General features: G+C 52.2%; 19 protein-coding genes, 1 riboswitch and 1 other annotated feature. Of the genes, 6 read left to right on the top strand and 13 right to left on the bottom strand.

Annotated elements, in window-relative coordinates; translation table 11 throughout:
• Positions 1-5: 5 nt before the first annotated feature.
• The 4 genes from ACFQ0N_RS14695 to rpoE all read right to left on the bottom strand — a co-directional run bounded on the left by ACFQ0N_RS14695 (position 6) and on the right by rpoE (position 4,374).
• Positions 6-1,262 carry a UDP-N-acetylglucosamine 1-carboxyvinyltransferase gene (locus ACFQ0N_RS14695; RefSeq protein ID WP_379327289.1) on the bottom strand — a complete coding sequence of 419 codons (1,257 nt, stop codon included), beginning with the start codon at positions 1,260-1,262 and terminating at the stop codon, positions 6-8.
• Positions 1,263-1,459: 197 nt separating this feature from the next.
• Positions 1,460-1,858, bottom strand: a complete 399-nt coding sequence (locus ACFQ0N_RS14690; protein WP_379327287.1) for a response regulator — start codon at positions 1,856-1,858, stop codon at positions 1,460-1,462.
• Between the two features lie 140 nt (positions 1,859-1,998).
• Positions 1,999-3,600, bottom strand: a complete 1,602-nt coding sequence (locus ACFQ0N_RS14685) for a CTP synthase (protein ID WP_379327285.1) — start codon at positions 3,598-3,600, stop codon at positions 1,999-2,001.
• A gap of 213 nt (positions 3,601-3,813) precedes the next feature.
• Positions 3,814-4,374, bottom strand: a complete 561-nt coding sequence (rpoE, locus tag ACFQ0N_RS14680; protein WP_379327283.1) for a DNA-directed RNA polymerase subunit delta — start codon at positions 4,372-4,374, stop codon at positions 3,814-3,816.
• A 382-nt stretch (positions 4,375-4,756) separates the two neighbouring features.
• Here rpoE and ACFQ0N_RS14675 point away from each other — a divergent pair, with 382 nt between their 5' ends.
• A complete protein-coding gene (locus tag ACFQ0N_RS14675) occupies positions 4,757-5,710 on the top strand; it encodes a S8 family peptidase (protein WP_379327281.1) in 954 nt (317 codons plus the stop codon).
• 16 nt (positions 5,711-5,726) lie between these two features.
• Here the strand turns inward: ACFQ0N_RS14675 and argS are convergent, their stop codons facing one another.
• The 6 genes from argS to speE form a co-directional block, all read right to left on the bottom strand.
• Positions 5,727-7,409: an arginine--tRNA ligase gene (argS, locus tag ACFQ0N_RS14670; protein ID WP_379327279.1), complete on the bottom strand. Its 1,683-nt coding sequence runs from the start codon at positions 7,407-7,409 to the stop codon at positions 5,727-5,729.
• A 16-nt stretch (positions 7,410-7,425) separates the two neighbouring features.
• A complete protein-coding gene (locus tag ACFQ0N_RS14665) occupies positions 7,426-7,845 on the bottom strand; it encodes a YwiB family protein (RefSeq protein ID WP_379327277.1) in 420 nt (139 codons plus the stop codon).
• A 44-nt stretch (positions 7,846-7,889) separates the two neighbouring features.
• Positions 7,890-8,125 (bottom strand) — a binding site (T-box leader).
• A gap of 50 nt (positions 8,126-8,175) precedes the next feature.
• Positions 8,176-8,703: a DNA-deoxyinosine glycosylase gene (locus tag ACFQ0N_RS14660; protein ID WP_379327275.1), complete on the bottom strand. Its 528-nt coding sequence runs from the start codon at positions 8,701-8,703 to the stop codon at positions 8,176-8,178.
• Between the two features lie 16 nt (positions 8,704-8,719).
• A complete protein-coding gene (locus ACFQ0N_RS14655; protein WP_379327273.1) occupies positions 8,720-8,971 on the bottom strand; it encodes a DUF7667 family protein in 252 nt (83 codons plus the stop codon).
• A 140-nt stretch (positions 8,972-9,111) separates the two neighbouring features.
• Positions 9,112-9,981: an agmatinase gene (gene speB, locus ACFQ0N_RS14650; RefSeq protein WP_379327271.1), complete on the bottom strand. Its 870-nt coding sequence runs from the start codon at positions 9,979-9,981 to the stop codon at positions 9,112-9,114.
• 16 nt (positions 9,982-9,997) lie between these two features.
• Positions 9,998-10,825 carry a polyamine aminopropyltransferase gene (gene speE / locus ACFQ0N_RS14645; protein ID WP_379327269.1) on the bottom strand — a complete coding sequence of 276 codons (828 nt, stop codon included), beginning with the start codon at positions 10,823-10,825 and terminating at the stop codon, positions 9,998-10,000.
• Between the two features lie 210 nt (positions 10,826-11,035).
• On the opposite strand from speE, the gene ACFQ0N_RS14640 reads away from it, so the two are divergent.
• Positions 11,036-13,135, top strand: coding sequence for a transglycosylase domain-containing protein (locus ACFQ0N_RS14640; RefSeq protein WP_379327267.1), 2,100 nt, complete (start codon positions 11,036-11,038; stop codon positions 13,133-13,135).
• A 67-nt stretch (positions 13,136-13,202) separates the two neighbouring features.
• Here ACFQ0N_RS14640 and trpB read toward each other — a convergent pair whose 3' ends face one another.
• Positions 13,203-14,366, bottom strand: a complete 1,164-nt coding sequence (gene trpB, locus ACFQ0N_RS14635) for a tryptophan synthase subunit beta (protein ID WP_379327265.1) — start codon at positions 14,364-14,366, stop codon at positions 13,203-13,205.
• A gap of 21 nt (positions 14,367-14,387) precedes the next feature.
• Positions 14,388-14,945, bottom strand: coding sequence for a YwhD family protein (locus ACFQ0N_RS14630; RefSeq protein WP_379327263.1), 558 nt, complete (start codon positions 14,943-14,945; stop codon positions 14,388-14,390).
• Between the two features lie 149 nt (positions 14,946-15,094).
• Between ACFQ0N_RS14630 and ACFQ0N_RS14625 the strand changes: the two genes are divergently transcribed.
• The 4 genes from ACFQ0N_RS14625 to ACFQ0N_RS14610 all read left to right on the top strand — a co-directional run bounded on the left by ACFQ0N_RS14625 (position 15,095) and on the right by ACFQ0N_RS14610 (position 23,380).
• Positions 15,095-17,116: a M1 family metallopeptidase gene (locus tag ACFQ0N_RS14625; protein WP_379327261.1), complete on the top strand. Its 2,022-nt coding sequence runs from the start codon at positions 15,095-15,097 to the stop codon at positions 17,114-17,116.
• 35 nt (positions 17,117-17,151) lie between these two features.
• On the top strand, positions 17,152-17,964 hold the full coding sequence (locus tag ACFQ0N_RS14620) for a hypothetical protein (RefSeq protein WP_379327259.1): 813 nt from the start codon (positions 17,152-17,154) through the stop codon (positions 17,962-17,964).
• A gap of 165 nt (positions 17,965-18,129) precedes the next feature.
• Positions 18,130-18,287: riboswitch (cyclic di-AMP (ydaO/yuaA leader) on the top strand.
• A gap of 4 nt (positions 18,288-18,291) precedes the next feature.
• On the top strand, positions 18,292-18,795 hold the full coding sequence (locus ACFQ0N_RS14615) for a C40 family peptidase (RefSeq protein ID WP_379327257.1): 504 nt from the start codon (positions 18,292-18,294) through the stop codon (positions 18,793-18,795).
• A 145-nt stretch (positions 18,796-18,940) separates the two neighbouring features.
• Positions 18,941-23,380 carry a DEAD/DEAH box helicase gene (locus ACFQ0N_RS14610; protein ID WP_379327255.1) on the top strand — a complete coding sequence of 1,480 codons (4,440 nt, stop codon included), beginning with the start codon at positions 18,941-18,943 and terminating at the stop codon, positions 23,378-23,380.
• Between the two features lie 88 nt (positions 23,381-23,468).
• On the opposite strand, the gene ACFQ0N_RS14605 is transcribed toward ACFQ0N_RS14610, so the two are convergent.
• Entirely contained in the window at positions 23,469-25,763 is a 2,295-nt protein-coding gene (locus tag ACFQ0N_RS14605) for a hypothetical protein (protein ID WP_379327253.1), read from the bottom strand.
• Positions 25,764-25,942: the final 179 nt, after the last annotated feature.

The following is a 25,942-nucleotide window of genomic DNA, read 5'->3' as shown; positions in this document are numbered from 1 at the left end:
ACCAGCTAAACTTCATCCTCGCGCCAAACATCAGCGCCAAGGTGACGTAAATTTTCTACCAAATTGTCGTAACCGCGATCTATATATTCAACGCCAGTAATCTCGGTAATCCCTTCCGGTACTGTAAGGGCAGCAACTACGAGCGAAGCGCCGGCGCGCAAATCCGCCGCTCTTACCTTGGCGGCATTGAGCAGACCGCCTTCTATAATGGCTGATCGCCCTTCTACCCGAATATTAGCTCCCATTCGCATCAATTCCGGAACATGCTTAAAGCGATTGCTGTATACATAGTCGCTCAGTATACTTACACCTTTGGCCTGAGTTAATAAACTAGTCATCGGGGATTGCAGATCAGTAGCAAAACCGGGGTACACCAGCGCCTTCACATCGACGGATTCATAATGGGGCTGTCCTACGATACGAATCGCTTCATCCATTTCATACACATGAACGCCCATCTCCTGCAATTTGGAGGTTACAGCTTCCAAATGCTTCGGGATGACATTATCGATCAGGACATCGCCGCGCGTCGCTGCAGCAGCAATCATATAAGTGCCAGCTTGAATACGGTCAGGGATAATAGAATGGCGGCAGCCTTGGAGTTTATCTACGCCTTCAATGCGAATCGTTTCTGTACCGGCTCCTTTAATTTTGGCTCCCATAGCATTTAGGAGTGTGGCGACATCTATTATTTCCGGCTCTTTCGCCGCGTTTTCAATAATTGTGGAGCCATTGGCACGGGAGGCCGCCAGCATAATGTTAATTGTGGCACCTACGCTGACGATATCCAAATATATTTTGGCGCCGCGCAGTTCCTTGGCAACAATGCGCACAGAGCCATGATCGTTCGTCACTTCCGCTCCTAACGCTTCAAACCCTTTAATATGCTGCTCGATCGGCCGGGGCTCGAAATTGCAGCCGCCAGGCAAGCCAATGACAGCTTCGCCGAAACGTCCCAGCATCGCTCCCATCAAGTAATAGGATGCTCTGAGCAGTTTTACATTGCCGTTAGGCATCGGTTTGGACATCATCGCCGAGGGATCAATTACAATTGAATCCCCTTTCCATTCGACACTTCCGCCTAGTTCTTCAAGAATTTCACTATACACCGCTACATCGCTAATATGGGGCAAATTATCCAGCACAACAGCAGATTCCGCTAATATTGATGCCGGCAATAGCGCTACCGCGCTGTTTTTGGCGCCGCTAATTTGCACGGTGCCACGCAGCTTCTGTCCGCCGCGAATCATCAATTTTTCCATCAGCCTCATTATCCTCCCCATTCGAAGGGAGCAAGTAGATGATCCCCCAAAAGTGAAGTTATCCTTAGTAAGTATTTGGTTCAGGAACCCTTGGGTCCTACAGGGATCTCGCAGTAGCCATTATACCATATGACATCGCCTTTGGACAGGCATGCCCGCTCGCGCAATGCTCGCTACACAAAAAGATAGGGTCCCCTTCAGGACCCTATCGCATACCAATTACCCGACTCTCCGCCACGAAGCTGCATATTAACAGCTACTCTTATTTCGTCAATATCGAACGGCTTCGTAAAGTGCATTAACGCTCCGTGGTCTGTTGCTTCCTTGATCATGTCCAACTCGCCGTATGCAGTCATCATGATGACTTTGATTTCCTTGTTGATCGCCTTAATGTGCTTCAGAATTTCCAATCCATCCATTCCGGGAATCTTCATATCTAACAGCACTAGATCGGGCGTCTCGGATCTCACGATTTCAAGCGCCAATTTGCCATTGGAGGCCTGAAAGGTCACATAACCTTCGCTGCTGAACACTTCCATAAGCAAGACACGAATCCCGTTTTGATCATCCACGATCAATACTTTCTTCTTATCCAACTTGAACCCTCCCAACAATGCGCGACGCCTTGCGACACGATTTGGTCAACTCTTCCATAATCGTTAATATATTCGCGCGGAGGAATTGGATATCCTGCTTCTGCTCGAAAAAAAACAGAAAAAATCTCGCGAAAGGACTTCTATTTGGTTTTACCCAAAGCTGCCTTTACAAAACCGCGGAACAACGGCTGCGGACGATTCGGACGGGATTTGAACTCCGGATGGAATTGGACAGCCAAAAACCAAGGGTGGTCAGGCAGTTCAACCATCTCTACAAGACGCCCATCCGGCGATGTCCCCGAAATGCGAAGACCTGAAGCCTCGATTTGCTCACGGTACTCATTGTTAAACTCGTAGCGGTGACGGTGGCGCTCATACACCAGCTCATCCGCATATTCCCGTTCTGCCAACGAGCCTTCGACCACCTTGCAAGGATAAAGGCCGAGGCGCATTGTTCCGCCCAAATCCTCTACATCCTTCTGCTCTGGCAGCAAATCGATGACAGGGTATGGTGTCGAAGGGTTAATTTCCGAACTGTTGGCATCTAGAAGCCCAACTACGTTGCGCGCATATTCGATCACTGCCACCTGCATGCCCAAGCAGATCCCGAAGAATGGAATTTCCCGCTCGCGAGCGTAACGGATAGCATTGATTTTTCCTTCTATGCCGCGATCGCCAAAACCGCCAGGCACCAGGATGCCGGCTACACCGTCCAGCGCCTCTTCTACGTTGTCCTCTGTCAATTCCTCGGCGTTCACCCAACGGATTTTGATATCGGAGTCCAATTCAAATCCGGCATGGCTCAGCGACTCCACTATACTCAGATAGGCATCATGCAGCGCGACATATTTACCGACAATGGCAATTTCTGTAGTATGCTTCAGGTTTTTCACCCGGTTGACCAGACTTTCCCAGCCGGTCATGTCCGGTTCATTAGTCGTTAATTTCAAATGATTGACTACAAAATCGTCCAAGCCCTGCGCACGCAAATTAAGCGGCACTTCATACAGTGTCGGCGCATCAATACATTCCACTACGGCATTGGCATCAATATCGCAGAACAAAGCGACCTTGCGCTTCAGCTCTTCAGCCATCGGATGCTCTGTCCGGCATACGATCACGTTCGGTTGAATGCCGATGCTGCGCAATTCTTTTACACTGTGCTGAGTCGGCTTCGTTTTCACTTCGCCCGCAGCTTTAATGAACGGAATAAGCGTTACATGAATATACATAACGTTATCGCGGCCGATGTCGCTCTTGATCTGCCGGATAGCTTCCAGGAACGGCAGGCTTTCAATATCGCCTACAGTACCGCCAATTTCAGTAATGACAACGTCCGCTCCCGTTTCCTTGCCTGCACGAAATACCCGATCCTTGATTTCATTCGTAATATGCGGAATGACTTGTACAGTGCCGCCAAGATACTCCCCGCGCCGTTCCTTCGTAATGACGGTCGAATAGATTTTGCCCGTCGTCACATTGCTATTCTTTGACAAATTAATGTCAATGAAACGTTCATAATGACCCAGATCAAGGTCTGTCTCCGCTCCATCATCGGTAACGAACACTTCGCCGTGCTGGTAAGGGCTCATCGTGCCCGGGTCTACGTTGATGTACGGGTCAAACTTCTGAATGGTTACCTTCAGACCCCGGTTCTTAAGCAGTCTGCCAAGCGAAGCCGCCGTAATTCCCTTTCCTAAGGACGACACGACACCGCCGGTTACAAAAATGTACTTAGTCACTTGATGATACCCTCCACGCTAATAGTTAAAGTATAGGGTTGCCCATTTTCGCTGCAAAAATGGCTCGAAAAAAAGAAAAAAGTGACACCCGTATACACGGGGCACTTTCTAAATTTGGCCTAATACTTCTATCCGAACTTGAAGCCCATGCAATAGTGTACTCTGCATAAGCTGTTCATGTCAAGAGTCTTAAACGGGTATCATCGCGGCCTGTTATTTATCGTCTTTTTCTTCGTCGGAATCGTCGTCGAATTCGTCATCCTCTTGATCTTCGTCGTCTTCTTCCTGCTCTTCCTCCATATCTTCGTCGTCGATCATAACTTCCTCGTCGACTTCCTCCGCTTCCTCCTCATCGTCGAAAATCTCCTGATCCTCGTCGTACATATCGAAGTCCTCGTCGTCAGACGCGTAGTTTTCTTCTTCTTCATCCACATAAATATCTTCTTCATCATCTTCATCGTCATTGATGATTCGCGGACGCTTCGCGCTTGTAACCGGATCCTCGTTGCGCTCTACCGGATACCAGCGCTTCAGTCCCCACATATTGTTGCCGACACAAGCAAACCGTCCGTCGATATTGATTTCCGTATATACCTGCGCAATCACCTGGTTGATTTCCTCTTGAGACAAGCCGCGGATCTTTGCAATCTCCATCATGAGATCACGGTAATAAAACGGGGTGTTCGCCACCTTCAACAGCTCAAATGCCAAATCGACCATCGGCATTTCCTTAATGCGTTCGGGCTCAAGCTTCAAAGCGAACTCGCTGCTCATATGTACACTTCCTCTCGTACGAATGCAAACCTTCTTCGCTGCACATGTTGCTTTTTCAACCTATAGTAAAACCTATTTCCCTTAAAAAAGCAAGCTCTGCGAAATATGGGCTGGTATACGTGCCCAAGGGAGAGCGGATGGAAATCCCTTCAATTCCCGCCGCTCTCCCTTGGGCTGTGACTGTATCCACCGCGCGCGATCCCTGACCGGCTCGGATTCAGAACCGTCTTTTACAGCTCTTCCTTCATATTATGAGTCTTAGCGGCTAATGACACGATTTTTTGAGCCTATTTATGCATAAAGAAGGTCACTTGCTCATACAAGACGCTCCCGTCTCTCATACAATACTGCAGCATTACCCGCCTGGGAGGGGGAGGCCCACATGGACAAAATCGCAATTCGCCATTGGTTGCACTATGCTACGGCTGCACCCGAAAAAGGCAAGAAACGGAGAGTCACCCGCTTGCAGCAGCGGCCTGTCGCACAACGCCTAATTGTTCGCGAAAAAGGTATCCCATGGGGTGTCAGGCAGGTGAAAGCCCCGCAAGCATGGAGTATCACGACCGGACATCGTATCAAAATCGGTGTCATCGACACTGGCGTTGATTTTAACCATCCCGATCTGAAGTACTCGCTCGCTAGAGGCATCAACTTACTGAACCGCAACGCCCTTCCTCACGATGATAACGGCCACGGCACTCATATCGCAGGCACGATCGCCGCCGCTAATCAGCCGCGGGGTATGATCGGCATCGCACCGCGCGCCATTTTGTATCCAGTCAAAGCCTTTGATCACGACGGCAGTGCATTCGTCTCGGACATCATTCTCGGCATTGAGTGGTGCATCCACAATCGCATGGACATCATCAATATGAGTTTTGGAATGAAAACACGCAGCAAGGCGCTGCTTAATGCCGTAAATTACGCTTATAATGCCGGCATTATTATCGTCGCTTCCTCAGGCAATGACGGCAGTCGCAAATCTATTGACTATCCTGCTCGCTATCCACAGACCATTTCGGTCGGCGCAACAAACAGGCTTCGACGCATTGCGCCTTTTAGCAACCGCGGCGCTTATATCGACATCTATGCTCCCGGCGATAAAATTCACTCCGCTTGGCTAAAGGGCAAGTACCATGAAATGAGCGGCACCTCGATGGCAACCTCGCATGTGAGCGGAGCTATCGCTCTGCTGCTCGCGCGCAAGCCAGGTCTGCCCCCGGCAGAAATAAAAGCGATCTTGAAGCGTTCAATGCTCCCGTTGCGCGGCCCAAAGCGACCGCGTCTGACCGGCGAGCTCGATATTATGCGCATGCTGCAATCCGCGGAGCGATAACCCCGCGGATTTTCGTTTACATCCGTTCCGGAGCCGAAACCCCAACCAGACGCAGCACGTTGGCAATAACAGTTCTTACTGCGGCGAGTAAAGCAAGGCGCGCTTGCGTTTGCGCCATATCTTCCGTAATGACGCGCTCTGCTTTGTAATAGCTGTGGAACTGCGATGCAAGCTCGTATACATACCGGATAAGACGATGAGGAGCATACTGCGCCGCTGCTTCGGCAACCTCTTGCGGCAGCTCGCCCATTTTGCGGAGCAAATCATATTCATGCTCGGCAGTCAGCTTGCTGTAATCGACTTGCGCGGCATTGGCAAGCGCAATCCCTTGCTCCTCCGCCTGCCGGTAAATGCTGCAAATACGCGCATGTGCATATTGAACATAGAAAACCGGATTTTCGTTAGATGTCGAAATAGCAAGATCCATATCAAAGTCAAGGTGAGAATCCATGCTCCGCATTGTAAAGAAATAGCGGATTGCGTCGACGCCAACCTCGTCCATCAGATCCTCCATCGTCACGGCCTTGCCGGTCCGTTTCGACATTTTCATCTTCTCGCCGTTTTGATACAAGCTGACCATTTGAGCGATAAGGACCACAAGCTTGTCCGGATCGTTGCCCAGCGCCGCCATCGCCGCCTTTACGCGCGGAATGTATCCGTGATGATCCGCTCCCCAAATATTGATCATCTGATCAAAGCCGCGGCCAAACTTATCGCGGTGGTAGGCAATGTCCGGCGTCAAATAAGTGTACGATCCGTCATTTTTCACTAATACGCGGTTCTTGTCGTCGCCATACGGCATTGTCGACAGCCAGGTCGCTCCTTCTTCCTCGAACACTTGGCCCCGTTCGCGCAGCGCCTCCAAAGCCTGCACAACCTGTCCGCTTTCATAGAGCGAGGTTTCACTGAACCAGACATCAAAACCGACGCGGAACCGCGCCAAATCGCGTTTAATTTTATCCAGTTCCCGCTCCAGCCCATACTGGCGGAAAAACGTATAGCGTTCCTTCTCCGGCATCGTCAGCAGCCGATCCCCCTCAGCCTCCGCCAAGGCTTGAGCAAAGCCGACTATATCCTCGCCATAATAACCGTCTTCCGGAAGCTCGGCTTGCTGTCCTAGCGCCTGCTTGTAGCGCGCTTCGATCGACAGCGCCAAATTTTCCACCTGCTTGCCTGCATCGTTGATGTAGTATTCCCGGGTGACGTCATACCCCGCATAATCCAGCACATTGCACAAGGCATCGCCTACCGCCGCACCGCGGGCATGACCTAAATGCAGACTGCCAGTCGGGTTGGCGCTGACGAACTCCACCTGCACTTTTTTCCCTCCGCCGATTTGAACTCGCCCATAGTTGCCGCCCTGCTCGAGCACTGCATCTATGACAGGATACAAATAGCTTTTGTCGACCCGAAAATTAATGAAGCCGGGACCGGCAATTTCGGCCGATTGAATGGAAGCCTGAGTCTTGTCCAAATGCTCCAAGAGCGCTTCCGCTATTTGCCGCGGATTTCTTTTCGCTATTTTCGTCAGCTGCATCGCCGCATTTGTCGCCAAGTCGCCGTGCGCCTTGTCCTTCGGCACCTCAAGCACAAATACCGGCAGCTCCTCGCGGGCGGCAAGCCCTGCCGCGACTGCGGCGTCTGCAATTGCCCCCTTCACCTTTTCATCCAGCTGCTGTAATGTATTTTCATTGCTCATATCCTGTTCCTCCTCGTTATTTTCCCGCTTCTTCAGCCTGCAGCCTCACCTTGAAGAGGCCGGCCCGCTGCCCGTTAACCTGCAAGCCGTAGTGCCATTCCATCCGCAATGGCAGACCGCTGTGCTCAAGCTGCAAATAGGTCGTTTCAATTTCCATTGCAAATTTCGTATGGGGCGAGCTGTAGCGTCCCATCAGGCGGGTGTCTGCAATAAATCTCTGCTCGGAATCCACGCCGCCCCGTCTGGTCACCTGCAGCTCGCCGGCCCGCCAGCGGATCAGTGTACGGATCGCACCATACATCTCATCCGTCTCTTCATAACGCAAATAGATCGTCTCGCCCTTACGAAACCATTCTCCTGCAAATTTACGCTCCTGCTTCTGTCCGTCTGTCTCGCTTTCCAGCACAATGTTTACAGACGCTTGTTCGTTGCTCATTGCTTCCGGCGTCCTCTCTGAAAACAAATAAACCTCCGTCTCAATAAAGAGACGGAGGCTGCTCCGCGGTACCACTCTTGTAGCGCTGCGCGTTCCATAGTATGCTCCCGGAACTGCGGCGCCGCTCAACACTGTAACGGAGTGTGCCGGGCTGCCCTACTTTCGTTCAAGCAGCCAACTTACGGGTGCGCTTCCTTTTCGCGTCTGATACCGGCTTCCACCCTCCCGGCTCGCTGCTAACAGATTGCTGCGTCAGTACTCTCCCGATCATCGTCATTGCCATTAACTTAGTTTTACTTATTATAGAGGGCAGTGAAATAAAAAACAAGCCTAGCACACATATTGCAGCAACTGCCGCCAATGCTGCAAGCGATCATCGATATTCCGCATCTTCGGTGTCGGAACAGGACTAGTCGAGGGCAGCTTTAATAGATCGACCGCTGCCAAGACGCGCTGCGCTTGTTCGTCAGCTTCGCCATGTTTGCTCGCCAGTCTCCCAAACGCTTCATAAGCCTTGCTGCCATTAAAGGCAAGACAGCGAATAGCGGGATATTCCCGCAATAAAGCAAGAATATCGTTAGGCTGCTCGTTTTTAATATTCGCATCAAGACTGCCCTGCCGCTCGCAAGAAGCGAGCACATCCCAGAGTGCAATGCCGCGGTTCCGGGCAAAAAGCAGCCTTCTCTCATAATCAGCTTCTAGCGGTGTATCGAACAAGCGGTACAAAATCGGCCAAAAATAATTGCGGGGATGGCCGTAATATTGAAATTTCTCCAGCGAGGCCGTCCCCGGCATGCTCCCCAAAACTAAAATACGGGCGCTCGCATCAATGACCGGTGGAAATGATTGTACCTGCATCCCGCCCCCCTTATTGTTACATGCGTCCTAATGTCGGCGGAAGCCCGCTGATTTTTTCAATGCGGCTGCATAACTCATGCTGCCATTCGGCATCTGAGGTCATGGAAGCTAGCAGCGAGCAGTTGTATAAATGCGCCAGCTGACGGCAATAGGCAGCATTTACAGCCAGGCAATGCTCGAAATCAGACATCTCCGCTTCTGTAAGCGGCCGCCGGCTTCGTATCGTCCACAGCTCGGCCAGACGTTCGTGAATAGGCATGATCCCCACAAGCGCTCCCTCCTTCTAGTAGCCAGTATGGCCCCAAAAGAAGAGTTTCATAGCCCACAGCTGCGAATCTTATGCGGTAAAAAAATAAGACCGGCTCTCTGCAAGGAAATCCGGTCTAAGCGAAATATGATCCGTAAGCTTTATTTGATAAATCCGAGCAGCATCTCGCGGATGACTTTGGCCGCTACAATTTGCGTCTGCTCCGTCGGATCGTAAGCCGGCGCTACCTCTACCAGGTCGCAGCCAACTACGCGGACATCCGAGCGCGCAATCGCATGCACGGCATCAAGCAATTCCTTGCTTGTAATGCCGCCAGCCTCTGCCGTCCCCGTACCGGGGGCGCAAGAAGGATCCAGCACATCGATGTCAATTGTCAAATAGACCGGACGCCCTGCAAGCTGCGGCAATACTTGCTTCAGCGGCTCCAGCACTTCAAACGGATAGAAGTTAATGTTCTCCCGCGCATACTGCCATTCCTCGCGGGAACCGGAACGAATGCCGAATTGATAAATGTTGCTGCCGCCCATTAACTCTGCCGCTTTGCGCAGCGGCGTGGAGTGCGACAGCGGCTCGCCTTCGTATTGCTCCCGCAGGTCGGCATGCGCATCAAAGTGGATGATCGCCAAATCCGGATACTTGGCATGTACTTCTCTGAAAATCGGCCAAGAAACCAGATGCTCTCCCCCCAGCCCGACCGGCAGCTTGTCATCTGCAAGCACGCCGCGAACATATTCGCCGATTATATCAAGCGAACGCGCGGCATTGCCGAATGGCAGCAGCAAGTCGCCTGCATCAAAGTAAGTAATATCTTCCAGACTCCGGTCCAAATAAGGACTATATTCCTCGAGTCCGATGGAAACCTCGCGGATACGCGGCGGACCAAAGCGAGATCCCGGGCGGAAGGATACCGTAAAGTCCATAGGCATGCCGTAAATAACTGCTTTGGAGGCAGCGTAATCTTCCGAGCTCAAAATAAAGACATTGCCCGAATATTGCTGATCGAGTTTCATATTTGCCTATCCTCTCTTATTTGACCAAGTCTTCTACAAACTTAGGCAGTGCAAATGCAGCCTTGTGCAGACGTGGAGAGTAATATTTTGTATCGCTCTCTGGAATAGCAGCTTCATCTACTGCCAAAGGATCATATTTTTTGCTGCCCATCGTAAATGTCCACAGACCGCTTGGGTAAGTCGGCACATTTGCCCAATATACGCGGACAATCGGGAAGACTTCCTTTACGTCACGGTTTACATTGGCAATTAGGTCCGCCTTGAACCATGGGTTGTCGGTCTGAGCAACAAAAATGCCGTCCTCTTTGAGGGCATCGTAAATGCCTTGATAGAAGCCGCGTGTAAACAGATTTACTGCCGGGCCTACCGGCTCGGTAGAATCTACCATAATAACGTCATAGCTGTTTTTATGATCATGAATATGCATAAAGCCGTCATTGACGATCACTTCAACCCGTTCATTGTCAAGCTGCCCCGCAATGTTCGGCAAATATTTTTTGGAATATTCGATGACCTTGCCGTCGATCTCTACAAGAACTGCCTTCTCTACCTCCGGATGCTTAAGCACTTCGCGGATCACGCCGCCGTCCCCGCCGCCAACGACAAGCACATGCTTAGGATTTGGATGGGTGTACAGTGCCGGGTGAGCTACCATTTCATGATAGACGAACTCATCCTTGTCTGTAGTCATTACCATGCCGTCCAGTACGAGCATAGTGCCGAACTCTTCAGTCTCAATCATGTCCAGCTTTTGAAAATCAGTTTGCTCACTGACATAAGTTTCTTTAATTTTGGCTGTAATGCCGTAGGTTTCAGTCTGCTTCTCGGTGTACCATAATTCCATCTGGCGTTCCCTTCTTTCGTCATTATCTATATGGAGCATTAACATTTGTAGGTCGCTGATCCAATCTGTATTATAGTGGAATGTTCATCCCTTTACAAACAGAAAAAACAACCTTTTAGAATGTATCTGCTGAAAAAAATATGAACGGCATGAATAGCCTTCCCTCTCATTTTCCATACTAAGGAAGTGAGACATCCGGAGGTGATTGCCATGACAAAACAAAATAGCAGCTCCCAGCGAAAACGGCGCTTGCCGCTTCTGATTCGGGCCGAAAGATGGGCCCCCCTGCTTCGCCGGATGAAGCGTTTGTTGATAGCGGCGGGATGCGGGCTTGCTGTGCTGATGATCGCGGCTTTCTGTTTTTTATTTTATTTGCATAAACAGGCGCTACCGGTCTCATTTATTAGCCAGACCTCGCAAATTATCGATCTGCAAGGCAATGTTATCGATGCTATTCATGCCGGTGAAAATCGGCAGTCGGTGCCGCTCAAAAATATCTCGCCCGATCTGGTTCATGCCACGCTCGCCATCGAGGATCAGCGATTCTACGATCATATCGGCTTCGATACGAAAGGGATGCTCCGCGCTATGCTAGTTAATTTGCAGCATTTCGACACCAAGCAAGGCGCCAGCACATTGACCCAGCAGCTTGCCCGCAATTTGTATCTGACGCATGAGCGCACATGGAAGCGCAAGTTCAAGGAAGCTATGTATACGCTGCAGCTCGAAATGCATTACTCCAAGGATGAAATACTCGGCCTTTATCTGAACCAGATCTATTACGGGCATGGGGCATACGGAGCAGAGGCAGCCGCCCAGCTTTATTTTGGCAAACAGGCTTCCGAGCTTACTTTGGGAGAGAGCGCCCTGCTCGCCGGAATTCCGAAAGGCCCGAAATATTACTCGCCATACAACGATATGAAAAATGCCAAGGATCGGCAGCGAACCATTCTGGCCATGATGGCCGAGCAAGGATATATCACTTCCGCGGAAGCCGAGCAAGCCGGAAGTGAATTATTGCACTTCAAGCCGCTCAGCAGCAGCCAGCAGGAAGGAACCGCCCCTTATTTTCGCGATTATATTCGCAGCATCGTTGTCGACCAGCTCGGATTAGACGAGCGCTTGCTTCTCGAAGGGGGCATAAAAATTTATACCACGCTCGATCCGATTGCCCAGCGGGCGGCTGAAGAAGCGATTGCCAAAGGAGTTCCCGAGCAATCCGAGCAGCAGGCTGCGCTCATTTCCATCGATCCCCGCAACGGATATATAAAGGCGATGGTCGGAGGCAGAAATTACAAGTCCAATCAATATAATCGTGTATTCGCGAATACACGGCAGCCGGGCTCTTCCTTTAAGCCGATCGTCTACTTGACTGCCCTGCAAGCGGGAGGGATGACGCCTCAATCGCGTTTCAAGAGCGAGCCTACCGTATTCACTTATGATGAAGGGCGGCAAACCTATGCGCCGCGTAACTATAACGACAAATATGCCAACAAAGAAATCGATATGCGGCAGGCAATCGCCAGTTCGGACAATATTTTTGCCGTGAGCACCTTAATGAAGGTCGGTCCCGACAAAGTAATCGACATGGCCAGAAAGCTGGGCATTCACAGTCCGATGAATGCCGTGCCTTCACTGGCGCTCGGCACCTTCCCGGTCAGTCCCTTTGAGATGGCTTCGGCATTCAGCGCATTTGCCAACGGGGGAGTTCGCATGCAGCCTATCGCCGTCTTCCGCATTGAGGACCGGTCGGGGCAAGTGCTGTATCAATACGAGCCAGCCTCCGAACAAGTCGTAGACGCGGCCCACGCTTATGTATTAACCCGCTTAATGGAGAGTGTTTTCGATACTGGAGGCACCGGCAACCGGGTTGCCGCTGTGCTCAAGCGGCCTGTCGCCGGCAAGACAGGGACTACAGCTACCGATGCCTGGCTGGTCGGCTATACGCCCGAGCTGGCTACTGCCGTCTGGGTCGGGTATGACAAGGACCGCAAGCTGACAACTTCCGAAGCTCACCGGGCAGCGCCGATATTCGCCAATTATGTCGAAAATGCTTTGAATGCTGTGCCGCCGAAAATTTTCGCCGTCCCCGAGGGAGTCGTCAATGTCTACATCGATCCGGATACCGGCAAGCTCGCCGCGGCGTCCTGCCCGAACAAACGGCTGGAAGCTTTCATTAGCGGCACGGAGCCAACCGAGATCTGCGGAGCGCATGGCGAAACGGCAGCCCCTGCCGGCACTAAAGAGCAGTCAGGGCAGCCGGACGAGTCATCCTGGTGGCGAACCTTCAAACGATGGTGGACGCATTAGAGGCGTCTAATATAAAGGGCTGCTCCAAAAGTGACCCGCAGGCAACTTTGGAAACAGCCCTTCGCCATTATTTGTTCAGCATCTCGAATACTTGCTCTACGTCTTTATCGCCGCGTCCGGACAAGTTAATAATAACAATTTGGTCCTTGCTCATGGATGGCACGATCTTTTTCGCATAAGCTACGGCATGTGCGCTTTCCAATGCCGGAATGATGCCTTCAGCGCGCGACAGCTCCTGGAATGCCGCCAGCACTTCTTCATTGCTGACCGTGGCATATTCCGCCCGGCCGGACATTTTAAGATGGCTGTGCTCAGGCCCGATACCCGGATAGTCCAAACCTGCGGCAATGGAATAGGTTGGCTTCGGATTGCCTTCTTCATCAAGCAGCACGAGACATTTGAACCCGTGAATAACGCTCGGCACACCTTGTGTAAGCGTTGGCGCCTGATCCGGTTCTACACCAATCAAGCGTACAGAAGGCTCGTCCAGATAATGCGCAAAGGCGCCGATCGCATTGCTGCCTCCGCCGACACAAGCCAGTACCGCGTCCGGCAGGCGGCCTTCCTTGCTCAAAATTTGGCGTTTGGACTCTTCGCTGATGACCGATTGGAAATGCTTCACCATCGATGGATACGGGTGCGGCCCTACCGCCGAACCCAACAAGTAGAAGGTTGTCTTATAATTGGCCACCAGGTCGTTCAGCGCTTCGTCAACAGCATCCTTCAGACGCCCTTGACCTTTGTCGACCGCTACCACCTTGGCACCCAGCAGCTCCATGCGGAATACATTCAGCGACTGACGCTTTGTATCCTCAAGCCCCATGTAGATGACGCATTCCATTCCGAACATCGCACAAACAGTAGCGGTCGCTACCCCGTGCTGGCCAGCCCCCGTCTCGGCAATAACCCGCTTCGCTCCCATCCGCTTGGCAAGCAAGATTTGACCAATAACATTATTAATTTTATGAGCGCCCGTATGATTCAAGTCTTCCCGCTTCAAGTATACCTTGGCCCCGCCCCACTCCGCAGTCAGATGCTTGGCAAAGGTGAGCGGATTTTCGCGGCCGACATACTCCCGCAGCAAATAGTGGTATTCCTCATTGAACTCAGGATCATCCTTATATTTTGTAAATTGCTCGTCCAGATGATCCATAACTTCCTGCAGCTCAGGCGGAATATAGCTGCCGCCAAACTCTCCGAAATATCCTTTTACTTCTGTCGCTTCATTCATCCGATCTGCCTCCAATATATTTTATTCGCTTAAAGCCTGCTTCAGCTCATCCGGCGAGCGATCCCACCATTCCAGATTATGGCTAACAAGCAATTTGCGCAAGGCTGCTTTCTCTTCTGCTCCAAGCTCATCCAGAATGAAGCGGCGTTTAATCGCATAGTCCAAATTGTTCACATGCTGCGCCAGTATTTTCCACCCTCGTCTAGCCTCGGAATCGATGAGCATCGGGCAAGCGGTCGCCCCCGCATAATATGAACCTTCCTCATTGCGGTCTACAGCAACCCATACAATCCAGCAAAGCCTGCCGTTCGGCACATCCTCCTTATTGGGGCTGAAGCGAATCCCGCGCTCGATCTTGCTCTTGGCATGCATAGCTCCAACATCTATATAGGCTTCTCCGTTATCGATCATGACGCAAGCTACTTGACTCAGGTCGATCGTGCCTGCCCCGAAGCCGCGATGCTTCTTATTGCTGACCACGTTGAGCGCTAATGTTTTCTTTTCCTTCTTTGGCGCTTGCTCAGCGCTCTCCGCAGTCTCTCCTTGCTGCCGCTCTTGGTTTTGTTCTTGTTCTGACATCGGCTTTCCCCGCCTTCCACTATATTGAAACTGCGCGCTCACGCACAGTTTTAACGCCTGTCCGTACTTTAATTCCATTTTAGCTAATAATCTGTGAAAAGCAAACATATACATGCTGTAGATGCTTGTCAACGGGAGGGAATCGTTCAATGACGCCACATCACACTAAGCGTTTACTAATGCTTGCTCTTCTAGCTGTTCTGGTCGGCGTAACCGCACGAGAAGGATTTAGTTCGGCCTGGGTTTCACAATATACATACGCCAATGCAGATGCGCTCGTCCCTGCCGCAGCTATTTCAGTCTCGAGAGATGAAGCTGGGAGCCAGGTATGGTCCAAGGAAGAAGAAATCCCCATTCAGAAGACTAAAATCGAGCTGAGCAAGCGAATCGTCGATTACCATATCGAAGTGAGCTTGCAAGAAGAAAACAAGCTGCTGCAAGGTACCCAGACCGTCACGTGGAAAAATCCCGGGCGCAAGCCGGTATCCGAGCTTTACTTTCACCTTTACCCCAATGCCTTCCGCTCGTCAGATTCTACCTTTATGCAGGAATCCGGAGGGCGGCTGCGCAATGATAAAGCGACCGCATCCAGCATTGGCTCTATGCGCATCGAATCACTTGAGACAATCCAGGGAGAAAGCCTCCTCCCGAGACTGCATTACGTCCAGCCTGACGACGGAAATACAAACGATTTTACGCTGGCCAAGCTCCGCCTGCCAGAAGCCGTTGCCCCGGGAGCAAGCGTCTCCTTGAGAATGAAGTTTGAGGTACAGCTGCCGGAGGTTTTCGCCCGCATGGGCTATGCCGGCGATTTCATAATGGCCGGGCAATGGTTTCCCAAACTGGCCGTTTTTGAACCGTCAGGCATGCGCGGCAGAACGGGTGAAGGCTGGAATGTGCATCAATATCATGGAAATTCCGAATTTTACAGCGATTTTGGCACCTACAGCGTGAAAATAAATGTGCCTGACGGTTATAAGGTTGCTGCCACAGGTTTTCAATCAGGGGCGCCAATCACTCAAAATGGGCGGCAGTCCTATCAATTTTATGCAGATGACGTGCACGATTTTGGCTGGTCTGCTTCTCCGGACTTTGTTTATGCAGAAGAGCCCTTCTCTACAACGGGCGTGCCGGGCGTAAGAATCAAGCTCTATCTTGATCCGCTTCATGCCGAGCTGAAGGACCGCTATATGCATGCCGCTAAATCCGCACTGACTAAATTTGCGCAGTGGTATGGGACATACCCTTATTCAACCTTGTCTATAGTCGTTCCGCCAAAAGGGGGGAACGGGGCGGGAGGAATGGAATACCCTACACTTGTTACAGCCTTCTCCGCCGATAATGAGAACCCGGGCTTTGAGCTTGAACGAACAGTCGTGCATGAAATCGGCCACCAATACTGGTACGGCATGGTCGCTACCAATGAATTCGAGGAGGCCTGGCTCGACGAAGGCTTCACTTCCTATGCCGAAGATAAAGTGATGGAAAGCGAATACGGCGTCACGCCAAATCTTGCGCTCGAAGCCAGCTATATGACCGATCCTGCACCGCTGAAACAGCTCGCCTGGTCCTACCATGACCATAATCATTATGCCGAAAATGTATATATGCGCGCCAAGCTCGTGCTGACCGGGATTGAAAACCAAGTCGGCGACGCAGCAATGCGGAAGATTCTGCGCACTTACTTTCAGAAATATAAATTCAAGCATCCTTCGACGGCCGATTTTCAGCGAGTGGTCGAAGAGGTGACGAAAACAAAATGGAACGACTATTTCAGCCAGTTCGTGTATGGCGACGCTATGGCCGATTATTCCGTAGAAGCGATCCAAGTGCGCGCCGTACAATCCGAGGGGAATAAGCAGCAGTATGAATCAAGCGTCCTGATTAAAAGGAATGGCGGCATTTACGGACCGCTCCCCATTTTGTTCAAGTTTGCTGATGGCACCACGCTCACGAAAAAATGGGACGGACAAGAAGCCCACATCCAGTACAGACTGCTGCATGACTCGCCATTGCTATGGGCTGCCGTCGATCCCCACGGCACGAATGTTCTGGACAACCAGCATATCAACAACTTTATGAAAGCCGAGCTGCCTGAAAAAACCCGCACACGCTGGAGTCTGATGGTCAGCAAGCTGGTCGAGGGGCTATTCGGCACAGTAGCGTGGTAATTCATCATAAAGCAGTAATGAAAGGAGGCGCTAGCATGAAAAATTATGTCAAACGGGGCTGGAAGCTGACATTTAAGCACATCTACATTATGATCGCCTTGTTTATATATGAACTGATATGGGGCTTCTTCATCTATCGTACTGTCGAATCGATCGTAGTGCCGCTGCTCCGCAGATTCCCGGATACCCTTGGCATCGATAGTGCTATACCCTTGTTTCTGGCCGAGGCCCAGTTTCGGCTGATGAAGACAGATCTCATTTCGCCCTATTTATGGTTGTTTGGCGGCCTGCTGGGAGTGCGTATATTAATAACACCGATCATCAATGCCGGCCTCCTCTATTCCCTATGCCACACAAACGATGATGGCAATACGCATTTTCTGCAAGGAATCCGCACCGCCTGGAGGCCAATTACACTGCTCTATTTTATCGAAACGCTCCTCATGCTGACACCACTTGCATGGCTGCTGCCCCTAGCGTGGAAACTGCTGGTTTCCAGCGGATCGCTGACCGGGCTGCTGGAGGAAATGATGCCTTACATTGCCGGCTGGCTGGCCTGGGCCGTATTGCTGCATCTTCTGTTTTTGGCCATGCAGCTTGGCGCTGTATCGGGAACCGGGATTTGGCGCACCTTATGGACGGCCTTGCGCCGCATACTCCCCTTCCTTGCAATTTCCTTTATGATGTGGCTAATGAGCATTTTTGTCAGCGCCACAGTGACCTCAGTTTCCATGATGCTGGCCGGCCTTGTCGCACTCATTGTAAATCAAACCTATTATCTGATACGTACCCTGATGAAAGTATGGACAATCGCCGCCCAATATGAAACCCTCCGCACAGATACATAATTGGTGAAGAACGGGCTCCGCAGCAGCGGAGCCTGTTTTCGTTATGAAAATTTCGGCCTTTACGATTAAAATCGCAAAAAGTTGCACTCTTAGAATTCTAATTTGTGAACATTATGTGAACTTAGCAGGGAAAATGCAAAAATACGCGAATTTATACTCCCGGAAATGAAAAATTTGCCGAATTCTCGTGAGAGAAACGGGGGAACCATCTTTGGGTGAATTGATCTCGTCCTCTGTCTTAATGAAGGACTGGAGGAGAGAGATCATAGGGGACCTTCAACCGAACCCCACAGCTAACCTCGTAGGCGTTGGAAGGAGTACCTTGTTTTGAAAAAGCTTTCTGCTTTGCTGATCGCCCTCTCTTTAATGCTTGTATTCCAAGTTGCAAGCGCCTTCGCGGCCGAGTCAAAGATGGACAGCATTATTAGCGATGTGATCGGCACGCCGTATCATTATGGCGGAACGACTACAAAGGGTTTTGATTGCTCCGGATTTACGATGTACGTATTTAAAAAAATCGGCGTCTCAATCTCGCGCACATCCGGATCCCAATCCAAGCTGGGCAAAAAAGTAGCCAAAAGCGACCTCATTCCCGGCGATCTCGTATTTTTCAATACGAGCGGCAAGGGCATTTCGCATGTTGGCATCTATGTTGGAGATAACAAGTTTGCACATTCTTCCTCCAGCAAAGGTGTAACTATAAGCGGCCTGAGCGATTCCTATTATGAAAAACGCTATGTAACTGCTCGCCGTGTAATGAGCACGGAAACGTTCGAAAAGTACGCCGACGAGCCTACTGATGAGCCTGTAGACGATCAGGACGTTGACTAAAGCATCCTTTAAGGATGCCTAATAAGACCACAGCTACTTTGTCTTTCGCGACGGACAAGCTGTGGTCTTGTTATTTTCAAGTATATAATAGAAGCAGCAATCCGATCCTGTGATTATATTCTTGTTTATGAAGGAGACGCTTCCCGTGACCCTGTCCAACTATCATCCCGTCCTGGCCGAATGGTTCGGGCTTACTTTCGGCCAGGCGACCGACGTGCAGTTGCAAGCCTGGTCAGCCATTGCAAAAGGTGATCATACCCTTATTGCCGCGCCGACAGGATCGGGAAAAACACTAGCCGCCCTGCTCCCTTGCCTGGATAAGCTGGTAAAGGGGAAATCTGCCGCAGCCAGCTGGCAGCCTGGGGTGCGCATTTTATATGTCACACCGCTCAAAGCCTTAAATAATGATATTCATCAGCACCTGCTCCATTTTATAGAAGAAATCGAGTCTTATGCCGCCAATACTGCAGAAGGCCGGTGGCCGTCCATTTCTTCCGCCGTTAGAACCGGCGATACGAAAGCCAGCGAACGCGCCAAAATTTTGCGCCGGCCGCCGGACGTACTCGTTACGACTCCCGAATCGCTTTATTTGCTGCTGACTGCAGAAAAAGGACGCAGCGCGCTGCAAACGACGACAGCTGTTATTGTCGATGAAATCCACGGACTCGCCGGGGATAAGCGCGGCGCCCATCTTTCCCTTTCACTGGAGCGGCTGACTGCGCTTTGTCCTCACAAAGTTCAGCGCATCGGAGTATCTGCTACGCAAAAACCGCTAGAGCGCATCGCCCGCTTCTTGGGGGGATGGGAGTCGGCTTTAGCGGAGCCGCGGCCTGTAACCATTATTGAAAGCCATATGACGAAAGCTATGCAGGTTCAAGTCATGATGCCGGAATATGACGAGCAGCTGCAAAACAGGGAAAACGCCTGGACGCCGATAATCAGCATGCTGATGCACCTCATGCAGTCTGCACGCTCAGTCTTGTTGTTCGTAAACAGCCGCCGCTTATGTGAACGGCTCGTCCTGCGCTTGAACGACCATACCGGCTACCAGTTCGCCCGTGCTCACCACGGCAGCCTCGCCCGCGAACGGCGGCTTGAGGTCGAGCAATTGCTGAAAAATGGCGATCTGCGCTGTCTGGTCGCTACTTCTTCGCTTGAGCTTGGCATCGATGTCGGGCATGTCGACCTTGTGCTGCAGCTCGATCCGCCGCCCGATGCGGCAGCCGGTATCCAGCGCATCGGGCGGGCCGGCCACTCCGTTGGCGACGTAAGCCGCGGCTTCATTATCGTCAGAAGCAAGGGACAGCTGGCCGAAGCAGCGGTTCTCCGCCGCAGCATCATCCGGCGGGATATTGCCGAAATACGCTTGCCGCAGCGTCCGCTGGATGTGCTCACCCAGCAAGTGACAGCCATCGTCGCGGCTGCCCCGATAACGGTGGACGCATTATTTCTGCTCGTTGCCGGCAGTGAATGCTATCGCCCGTTGACCCGGATGGAGCTGGAGGCTGTACTGCAGGTGTTGTCCGGATTTTATCCGTTCTCCAGGCCATTGCTGGACTGGGACCGCAGCAGCGGACTGCTGACCAAACGCGGAAACACGGCCGCTTCCGCTATTACCGGGGTTGGCACAATCCCTCAGTCCTCGATGTATTCCGTCCATCATGCCGACAGCCGAATTCACCTTGGCGAGCTGGATGAAGAGTATGTGCATGAAAGCCGCGCCGGCGACGTATTCCAGCTTGGCACCTCCTCTTGGATGATGAGCCGGATCGAGCAGGATCGCGTCTATGTCCAGGAAGCGCCTAACCGGTATAGTGAAATACCATTTTGGCGGGCCGAGCCGGGAGGGCGAAGCGTGGAAGCCGGCATGCAGCTCGGCAGCTTCATCGAACAACTGGAGCAGCGCCTTGAGCTGCCTCAGTCCGCCCCTGCCGCGGCCGCATCAATCAAGCCCGCACTGCTTCATGCGGCAATGCAATGGCTGGAGGCCGATTACGGCCTTGAAGCCGCCGCCGCACAGGAGCTTATTGAATGGATACGCGTGCAGCATAATATGCTTGCACTGCCGACCGCGCGGCGGATCGTAATTGAGCACTACAAGGATTTGACTAATCAGCAGCGGATCATTATTCACAATCCTTTCGGGCGAACGCTCAACCGCACCTGGCTGCTTGCCATCGAGCGGCAGTTCGAGAAAATGCTGCCCTACAAGCTTTACGGCAACGCCAAAGACAACGGAATCGAAATCGTCGTCCCGGACGGAGATGCCTCATGGCTGCAAACCATTTGGCATATTACTCCCGCAACAGTCGATGCCCTGCTGCAGGAAGCCGTGACCGGGTCGCCGATGCTGGCGATTTCTTTCCGGCGAATTGCCGAGACATCCTTGCTGCTGTCGCGCAGCTTCACGCGCACGCCGCTCTGGCAAAAACGGCTGCGCAGCGAACAGCTGCTGAAACAGGCACTTCCATATGCCGAGCATTTCCCTTATTTGCAGGAGGCCGTTCAAGAATGCCTGCATCTGTATTTGGACAGCGAAGGGCTAAAGCAGCTGCTGACGGCGATCAGTGAAGGTCGGATCGAAATTATCGTAAAGGAAACTAAAGGGCCTTCACCGTTTGCTTTACAGTTTTTGGCCGATTATGTCAACACGCAAATATATGAAGGGGACGGCTTCAGCGACGCTACGCGCCTGCAGCTCCAACAGCTCAGCAGACAGGCAGCCGGCGCAGTTTTTGGGCTCAGCGAACAGCACGGTATAGACGAAGGCATTAAACAAGCGGAAAAAGAACGCCTGCAGACACTGCGGCAGCAGCCCGAATCCCCCGAAGCCGTCTACGATCTGTTGAAGCTGCGAGGCGATCTGACAGAGGAGGAGCTGGAGCAGTTGACTGAGCGTCCTGGTCAGCTGCAGCAATGGCTCGGCCTTTTGGCGCAGCAGCAGCGCGCAGCGGCCATCGCCTTTGGCGAAGGCAGCGGGAAACGCTGGATTTGCGCAGAGGAGCAGCAAATATACGACGATTTCCCTGTCTCCGATTACGTGATCGACTTCATCATCAGCCGTTATGCCGACCATCGCCTTTCCTTTACCGATAGCGAGCTGCAGGAACGCTATCATTTGACTCCGGCGCAAGCGGCTTATATTATCGACCGGTTGCTGGCTATGGAGCGTATTGAGCAGGCTCCTTTTGCAGCAGATGAGCGGGAACGAATATGGACAAGCGCTCAAATAGCCAAACGGCTGATCCGTTTAACGATTGAGCAGGCGCGAAAGCAAGCCCAACCTGCCGCCGCATCTCGCTGGTACATCCAAATGGCTGTACTCCAGCATGCATGGCCCGGCACTCAATTAAGCGGTATGGATGGACTTCGTGCTGTCATCGCCCGGATGCAAGGCTTGTACCTGCCGGCAGCTCACTGGGAAAGTCTGATTTTCCCTGCGCGTGTGACCGGCTACCGCAAAGAAGATCTCGACCTGCTATGCGCTTCCGGTGAAATTATATGGCTCGGAAAAAAGCAGGCGGATGAGAAAGAAGGAAAAATCGCTTTCTTCCTCGCCGATGCCAAGCCGCTCTATATGCCCTATCTTTCACACAGGACCGGCAGCCAGACAGCCGAAACGAAGCATCCGCAGCTGCTTGCCCTGCTGCAGCGAAGCGGCGCGAGCTTTCTTACCCGGCTCGCCCGCGAGACAGGCTTGGCGCCATCCGCGCTGCTCAGCGACTTGATGGACCTGGTGTGGGAAGGCCATATTTCCAACGATCAATTTGCCCCGCTGCGCCTGCAGCTGCAAACAAAAGGAAAGCAACTGGCCAAAACCGGATCCGGACAAGGCCGCTGGTATTGCACGTCTTCCTTACTGGCAGAAGGCGAAGATGAGGCGGCGGATGAGCCGCTCGTCCCTGGGCATGCGCACACTACTATAGCCGCGGCAGGAGCCGGGCTATCCGGCTCCGTCCTGCATTGGACACAGCATTTGCTGGACAATTACGGCATCCTTTCCAAGGAGCTCGCCGCCCTTCACTGCCCTTACCCGTGGGATGAGCTTCTTCCTGTACTTCGCCAGTTGGAGCACTGGGGTATTGTGACACGCGGCATACTTGTCGAAGATACATCGACACTGCAGTTTGCCAGACGCGAATTTATCGCCGCCTTGCGAGAGCCTGTACCGGCCGCGGCTGATCGTACGGCCGGGCTGATGATCGTCTCGGCAGTCGATCCTATCAATCCGTATGGGGCAACGCTTGTGTGGCCTCAGGCAAAAGGGGCGAGCTTCGCGCGCAAAAGCAGCAATTTTTTCGTGTTCGATCAGGGACGCTGGCGCTTATGGGTTGAAAACAACGGAAAACGGATTACCGATATGTCTGCAGCGGGCGGTAGCTCTGAGCCGTTGCAGGATGCTGACCGCTTGAAGGAGATGCTGGGTACCCTCCTTCGCCGGCAATCCCTGCGCAAGCTCAAGATTGAACAGTGGAACGGCCAAAAAATCGCCGGTTCAGGCACAGAGGCAGAACGCTTGCTGCTGGCGCTTGGAGCTGAACGCGACAATCAGTCGCTCATTTTATGGCCAAGCCAGCTGTTATGATGCAGGCAAGCAGAAAAACTCCATCCTTTCCCCCGCATACATTGCGGGGAAAGAATGGAGTTTTTACATTTTTGCCGCATGAGCTATTTTATTTTATAATGGCAACACCTTCAATAGCGCCATAATGCGTTCCGGCTGTATCCGGCACATAGAGCGACCGGTTCCGGCCGGCCAAGGTTAGAGTGCGGTCGGGGAACACAAGCAGCTCCGACAAATAAATATCATTCGTCAAATAAATACGGTTCACCCTGCCAGCCTGCAAAGCTGCGGCTAACCCCGCTTCTTCAGCTGCAAAGGCATGCCCGTCCGCGCTCGCATAGTAGCCTTGGTCCTCATCGCCGAAGCGCCGCAACTCGCCGGTGTAGCCATCCAGCTTCATATCGCTGTTTCCCTCTAGGATAATCCGGTCTGTCAATGTACGCCATTCCAGAGAACGACCAAGCGCAGCATCGTCTTCAGCACTATTGGTCAGTTGCACATATGCGGCAATCGTCACCGGTCCGGCTTTCGTCAATTCGCCGCCATCAAAGGCAACATAGCGCAGGCCAACCTCAATCGGAGCCGCAGACGCCAGCACCACATTGTCTGCAACCGATAGGATAAAGGATTTATCCGTCATATTTGTATTCAAATAAAAGGCTCTTGCCCCCGCCGGATTATCCAATTCTCCCTGAAGCTCATCCGTAGAGCCTACAGCTAACAAGGGCTGTATGCTGTAAACTGCATTTGCCGCTCCAGCGCTCGCTCTTACCGTCATGCCGGCAGCAATTGGCGTCCTATCGGCGCTCTGATCAAGCACTGTACCATTCGCCTCAATTTCAAAACCGGCGACAGCGGAAAGCGCCGAACGAAGCTCGCCAACCGTCATCGATTTGTCTGCATAAATAGCATCATCATGAATGACAAGCTTTGCCGGCGAGGCACCGTTTTTCACGATCAGCCCGAGTTGAATGACTTCCTGATTGACGGATTGATTGCCCGCTTCATCGATCGCATATAGTTTCAAGCTTGTGCCGGCTTCGAATTTGGATGAATCAAAGGTAAACGTATGCGGCTGGCCAGCCTCAACTTTGATCCGCTCCAGATATTCACCTGGTCCCATCTGAGTATACGCCAAGTAAATATAGCCCTTCTTGCTGCTTTCCGCAGTCACGGAGGAACCTAGCAGCATTTGTCCGGCAGCGGACAACGACAACTGCGGCGGCTGCCGGTCTGAGCGGTCGATGACAAACTGCGGAGAGCCGGTAAGCGGGACCGCGGCGCTTGTACAGCTAATCTGTGAAGCAGCTTGAGCGGTTGAAATACATAAGCTCGGTTCGATAGTTCCGTCTACAAGCCGCGAATCAAGGAAGAACGCTTTGGCATCGATATGTAACTCAGCATCATGCTGACTCAGCTTGGCTATATCCGCTCCTGTCAGCGTATACAACATAACCGGATTCGCCGTACCCATTCGGATAATAATCCGATCCCCCACCTGAAGATCATGAAAAGATCCGGATGGAGCTTGCAAGGAAACGACAAATTTCGCTTCTGCCTGCGCCTGTCCGTCAAGCAGCGCAGCGTGGTCCTGATAATCAAAATGATGATCCCCGATAAGGCCGGCCGCGGCGAATACAAGCGGCTCCGGCAATTCCCGCGACGCTTGATGCGCGTAACGCAGCTGATCCATTGCCTGCAATAGCCGGACTGTCACTTGATTAAACTCCCTTTCGGAAGCCGGCTTGTTCAGCGCCTCAATTGCAGTCTGTCGTGCAGACGCCAGCGCTTGCCATTCCGGTGCCCGGGAAAACGCGCCCGCACTTTCCATCAAACGCTCTGCCTGTTCAGCGGCTGCCTGCAAGTGCTCCTCGGCCGCCTGGACGCGGCGTTCATCCGCATTTTCCATAATAGACAACAAATAGCGGGCGTCCTCCTGATCGATGCCCGGGCTGCCGACTATATTATCCGGCCGCTGCACGGCAAGCAGCTTGACGACTTCCCTTATCCCAAAGCCGGTTCGCTGCGGATCCAGTTGATTCAGCAAAGCAAGCCGCCCCTGCAAAGTTACTACTCGATAATCCAAGGTTGCATTGCTCTGCCCTGCTGCCGGCGGAATTACGCCGGCCTCCATGCGAACATTTACTGCATCCAGATCTGTTAATGGCCGATCTGTCACAATCCTGATTTCATTGCCGATCGCATATACAGATTGAATACGATAACCTGTCAATCCGGTTAGTGTCACCCCCTGCCTGGAAAGCTCCTGCGGAATAGCTTCGCCGCTTTGTCCTGCAGCCGTTAACTGCCGGTCAAATTGAAGAGTAACGACATTGCCGGCCGCCTCTCCCTGAATAGCCCGGGGCGCTGCAGTTGCAGCGACGGCGCCCGCGCCTATATACACCTGACTCGCTCCCAGCAACAAGAAGCATGCTAACAATACTTGAACGATTTTGCGCAATGCTCTTCACCCTTTCATCAGTTATTGGTGAGCGGCGCCTCTGCTAGATCCACCCCATTATAAGCCAATTCCTGGTTGAAAAGAAGTCTTCCATTTATATAAATTACATTAGGAAAGATAGC

It is taken from the genome of Paenibacillus sp. GCM10027626 (assembly GCF_042676285.1).
Taxonomy (GTDB): domain Bacteria; phylum Bacillota; class Bacilli; order Paenibacillales; family Paenibacillaceae; genus Paenibacillus_Z.
The sequence above is the reverse complement of the archived record's forward strand: the minus strand, read 5'-3'. Positions and strand labels throughout refer to the sequence as shown.

Excerpts from the sequence above, each read along its gene's own strand:
- ACFQ0N_RS14695 (WP_379327289.1), bottom strand. The coding sequence starts at position 1,262 with ATGGAAAAATTGATGATTCGCGGCGGACAGAAGCTGCGTGGCACCGTG.
- rpoE (WP_379327283.1), bottom strand. The coding sequence starts at position 4,374 with ATGAGCAGCGAGTTCGCTTTGAAGCTTGAGCCCGAACGCATTAAGGAA.
- ACFQ0N_RS14675 (WP_379327281.1), top strand. The coding sequence starts at position 4,757 with ATGGACAAAATCGCAATTCGCCATTGGTTGCACTATGCTACGGCTGCA.
- argS (WP_379327279.1), bottom strand. The coding sequence starts at position 7,409 with ATGAGCAATGAAAATACATTACAGCAGCTGGATGAAAAGGTGAAGGGG.
- ACFQ0N_RS14665 (WP_379327277.1), bottom strand. The coding sequence starts at position 7,845 with ATGAGCAACGAACAAGCGTCTGTAAACATTGTGCTGGAAAGCGAGACA.
- ACFQ0N_RS14660 (WP_379327275.1), bottom strand. The coding sequence starts at position 8,703 with ATGCAGGTACAATCATTTCCACCGGTCATTGATGCGAGCGCCCGTATT.
- speB (WP_379327271.1), bottom strand. The coding sequence starts at position 9,981 with ATGAAACTCGATCAGCAATATTCGGGCAATGTCTTTATTTTGAGCTCG.
- speE (WP_379327269.1), bottom strand. The coding sequence starts at position 10,825 with ATGGAATTATGGTACACCGAGAAGCAGACTGAAACCTACGGCATTACA.
- ACFQ0N_RS14640 (WP_379327267.1), top strand. The coding sequence starts at position 11,036 with ATGACAAAACAAAATAGCAGCTCCCAGCGAAAACGGCGCTTGCCGCTT.
- trpB (WP_379327265.1), bottom strand. The coding sequence starts at position 14,366 with ATGAATGAAGCGACAGAAGTAAAAGGATATTTCGGAGAGTTTGGCGGC.
- ACFQ0N_RS14630 (WP_379327263.1), bottom strand. The coding sequence starts at position 14,945 with ATGTCAGAACAAGAACAAAACCAAGAGCGGCAGCAAGGAGAGACTGCG.
- ACFQ0N_RS14625 (WP_379327261.1), top strand. The coding sequence starts at position 15,095 with ATGACGCCACATCACACTAAGCGTTTACTAATGCTTGCTCTTCTAGCT.
- ACFQ0N_RS14620 (WP_379327259.1), top strand. The coding sequence starts at position 17,152 with ATGAAAAATTATGTCAAACGGGGCTGGAAGCTGACATTTAAGCACATC.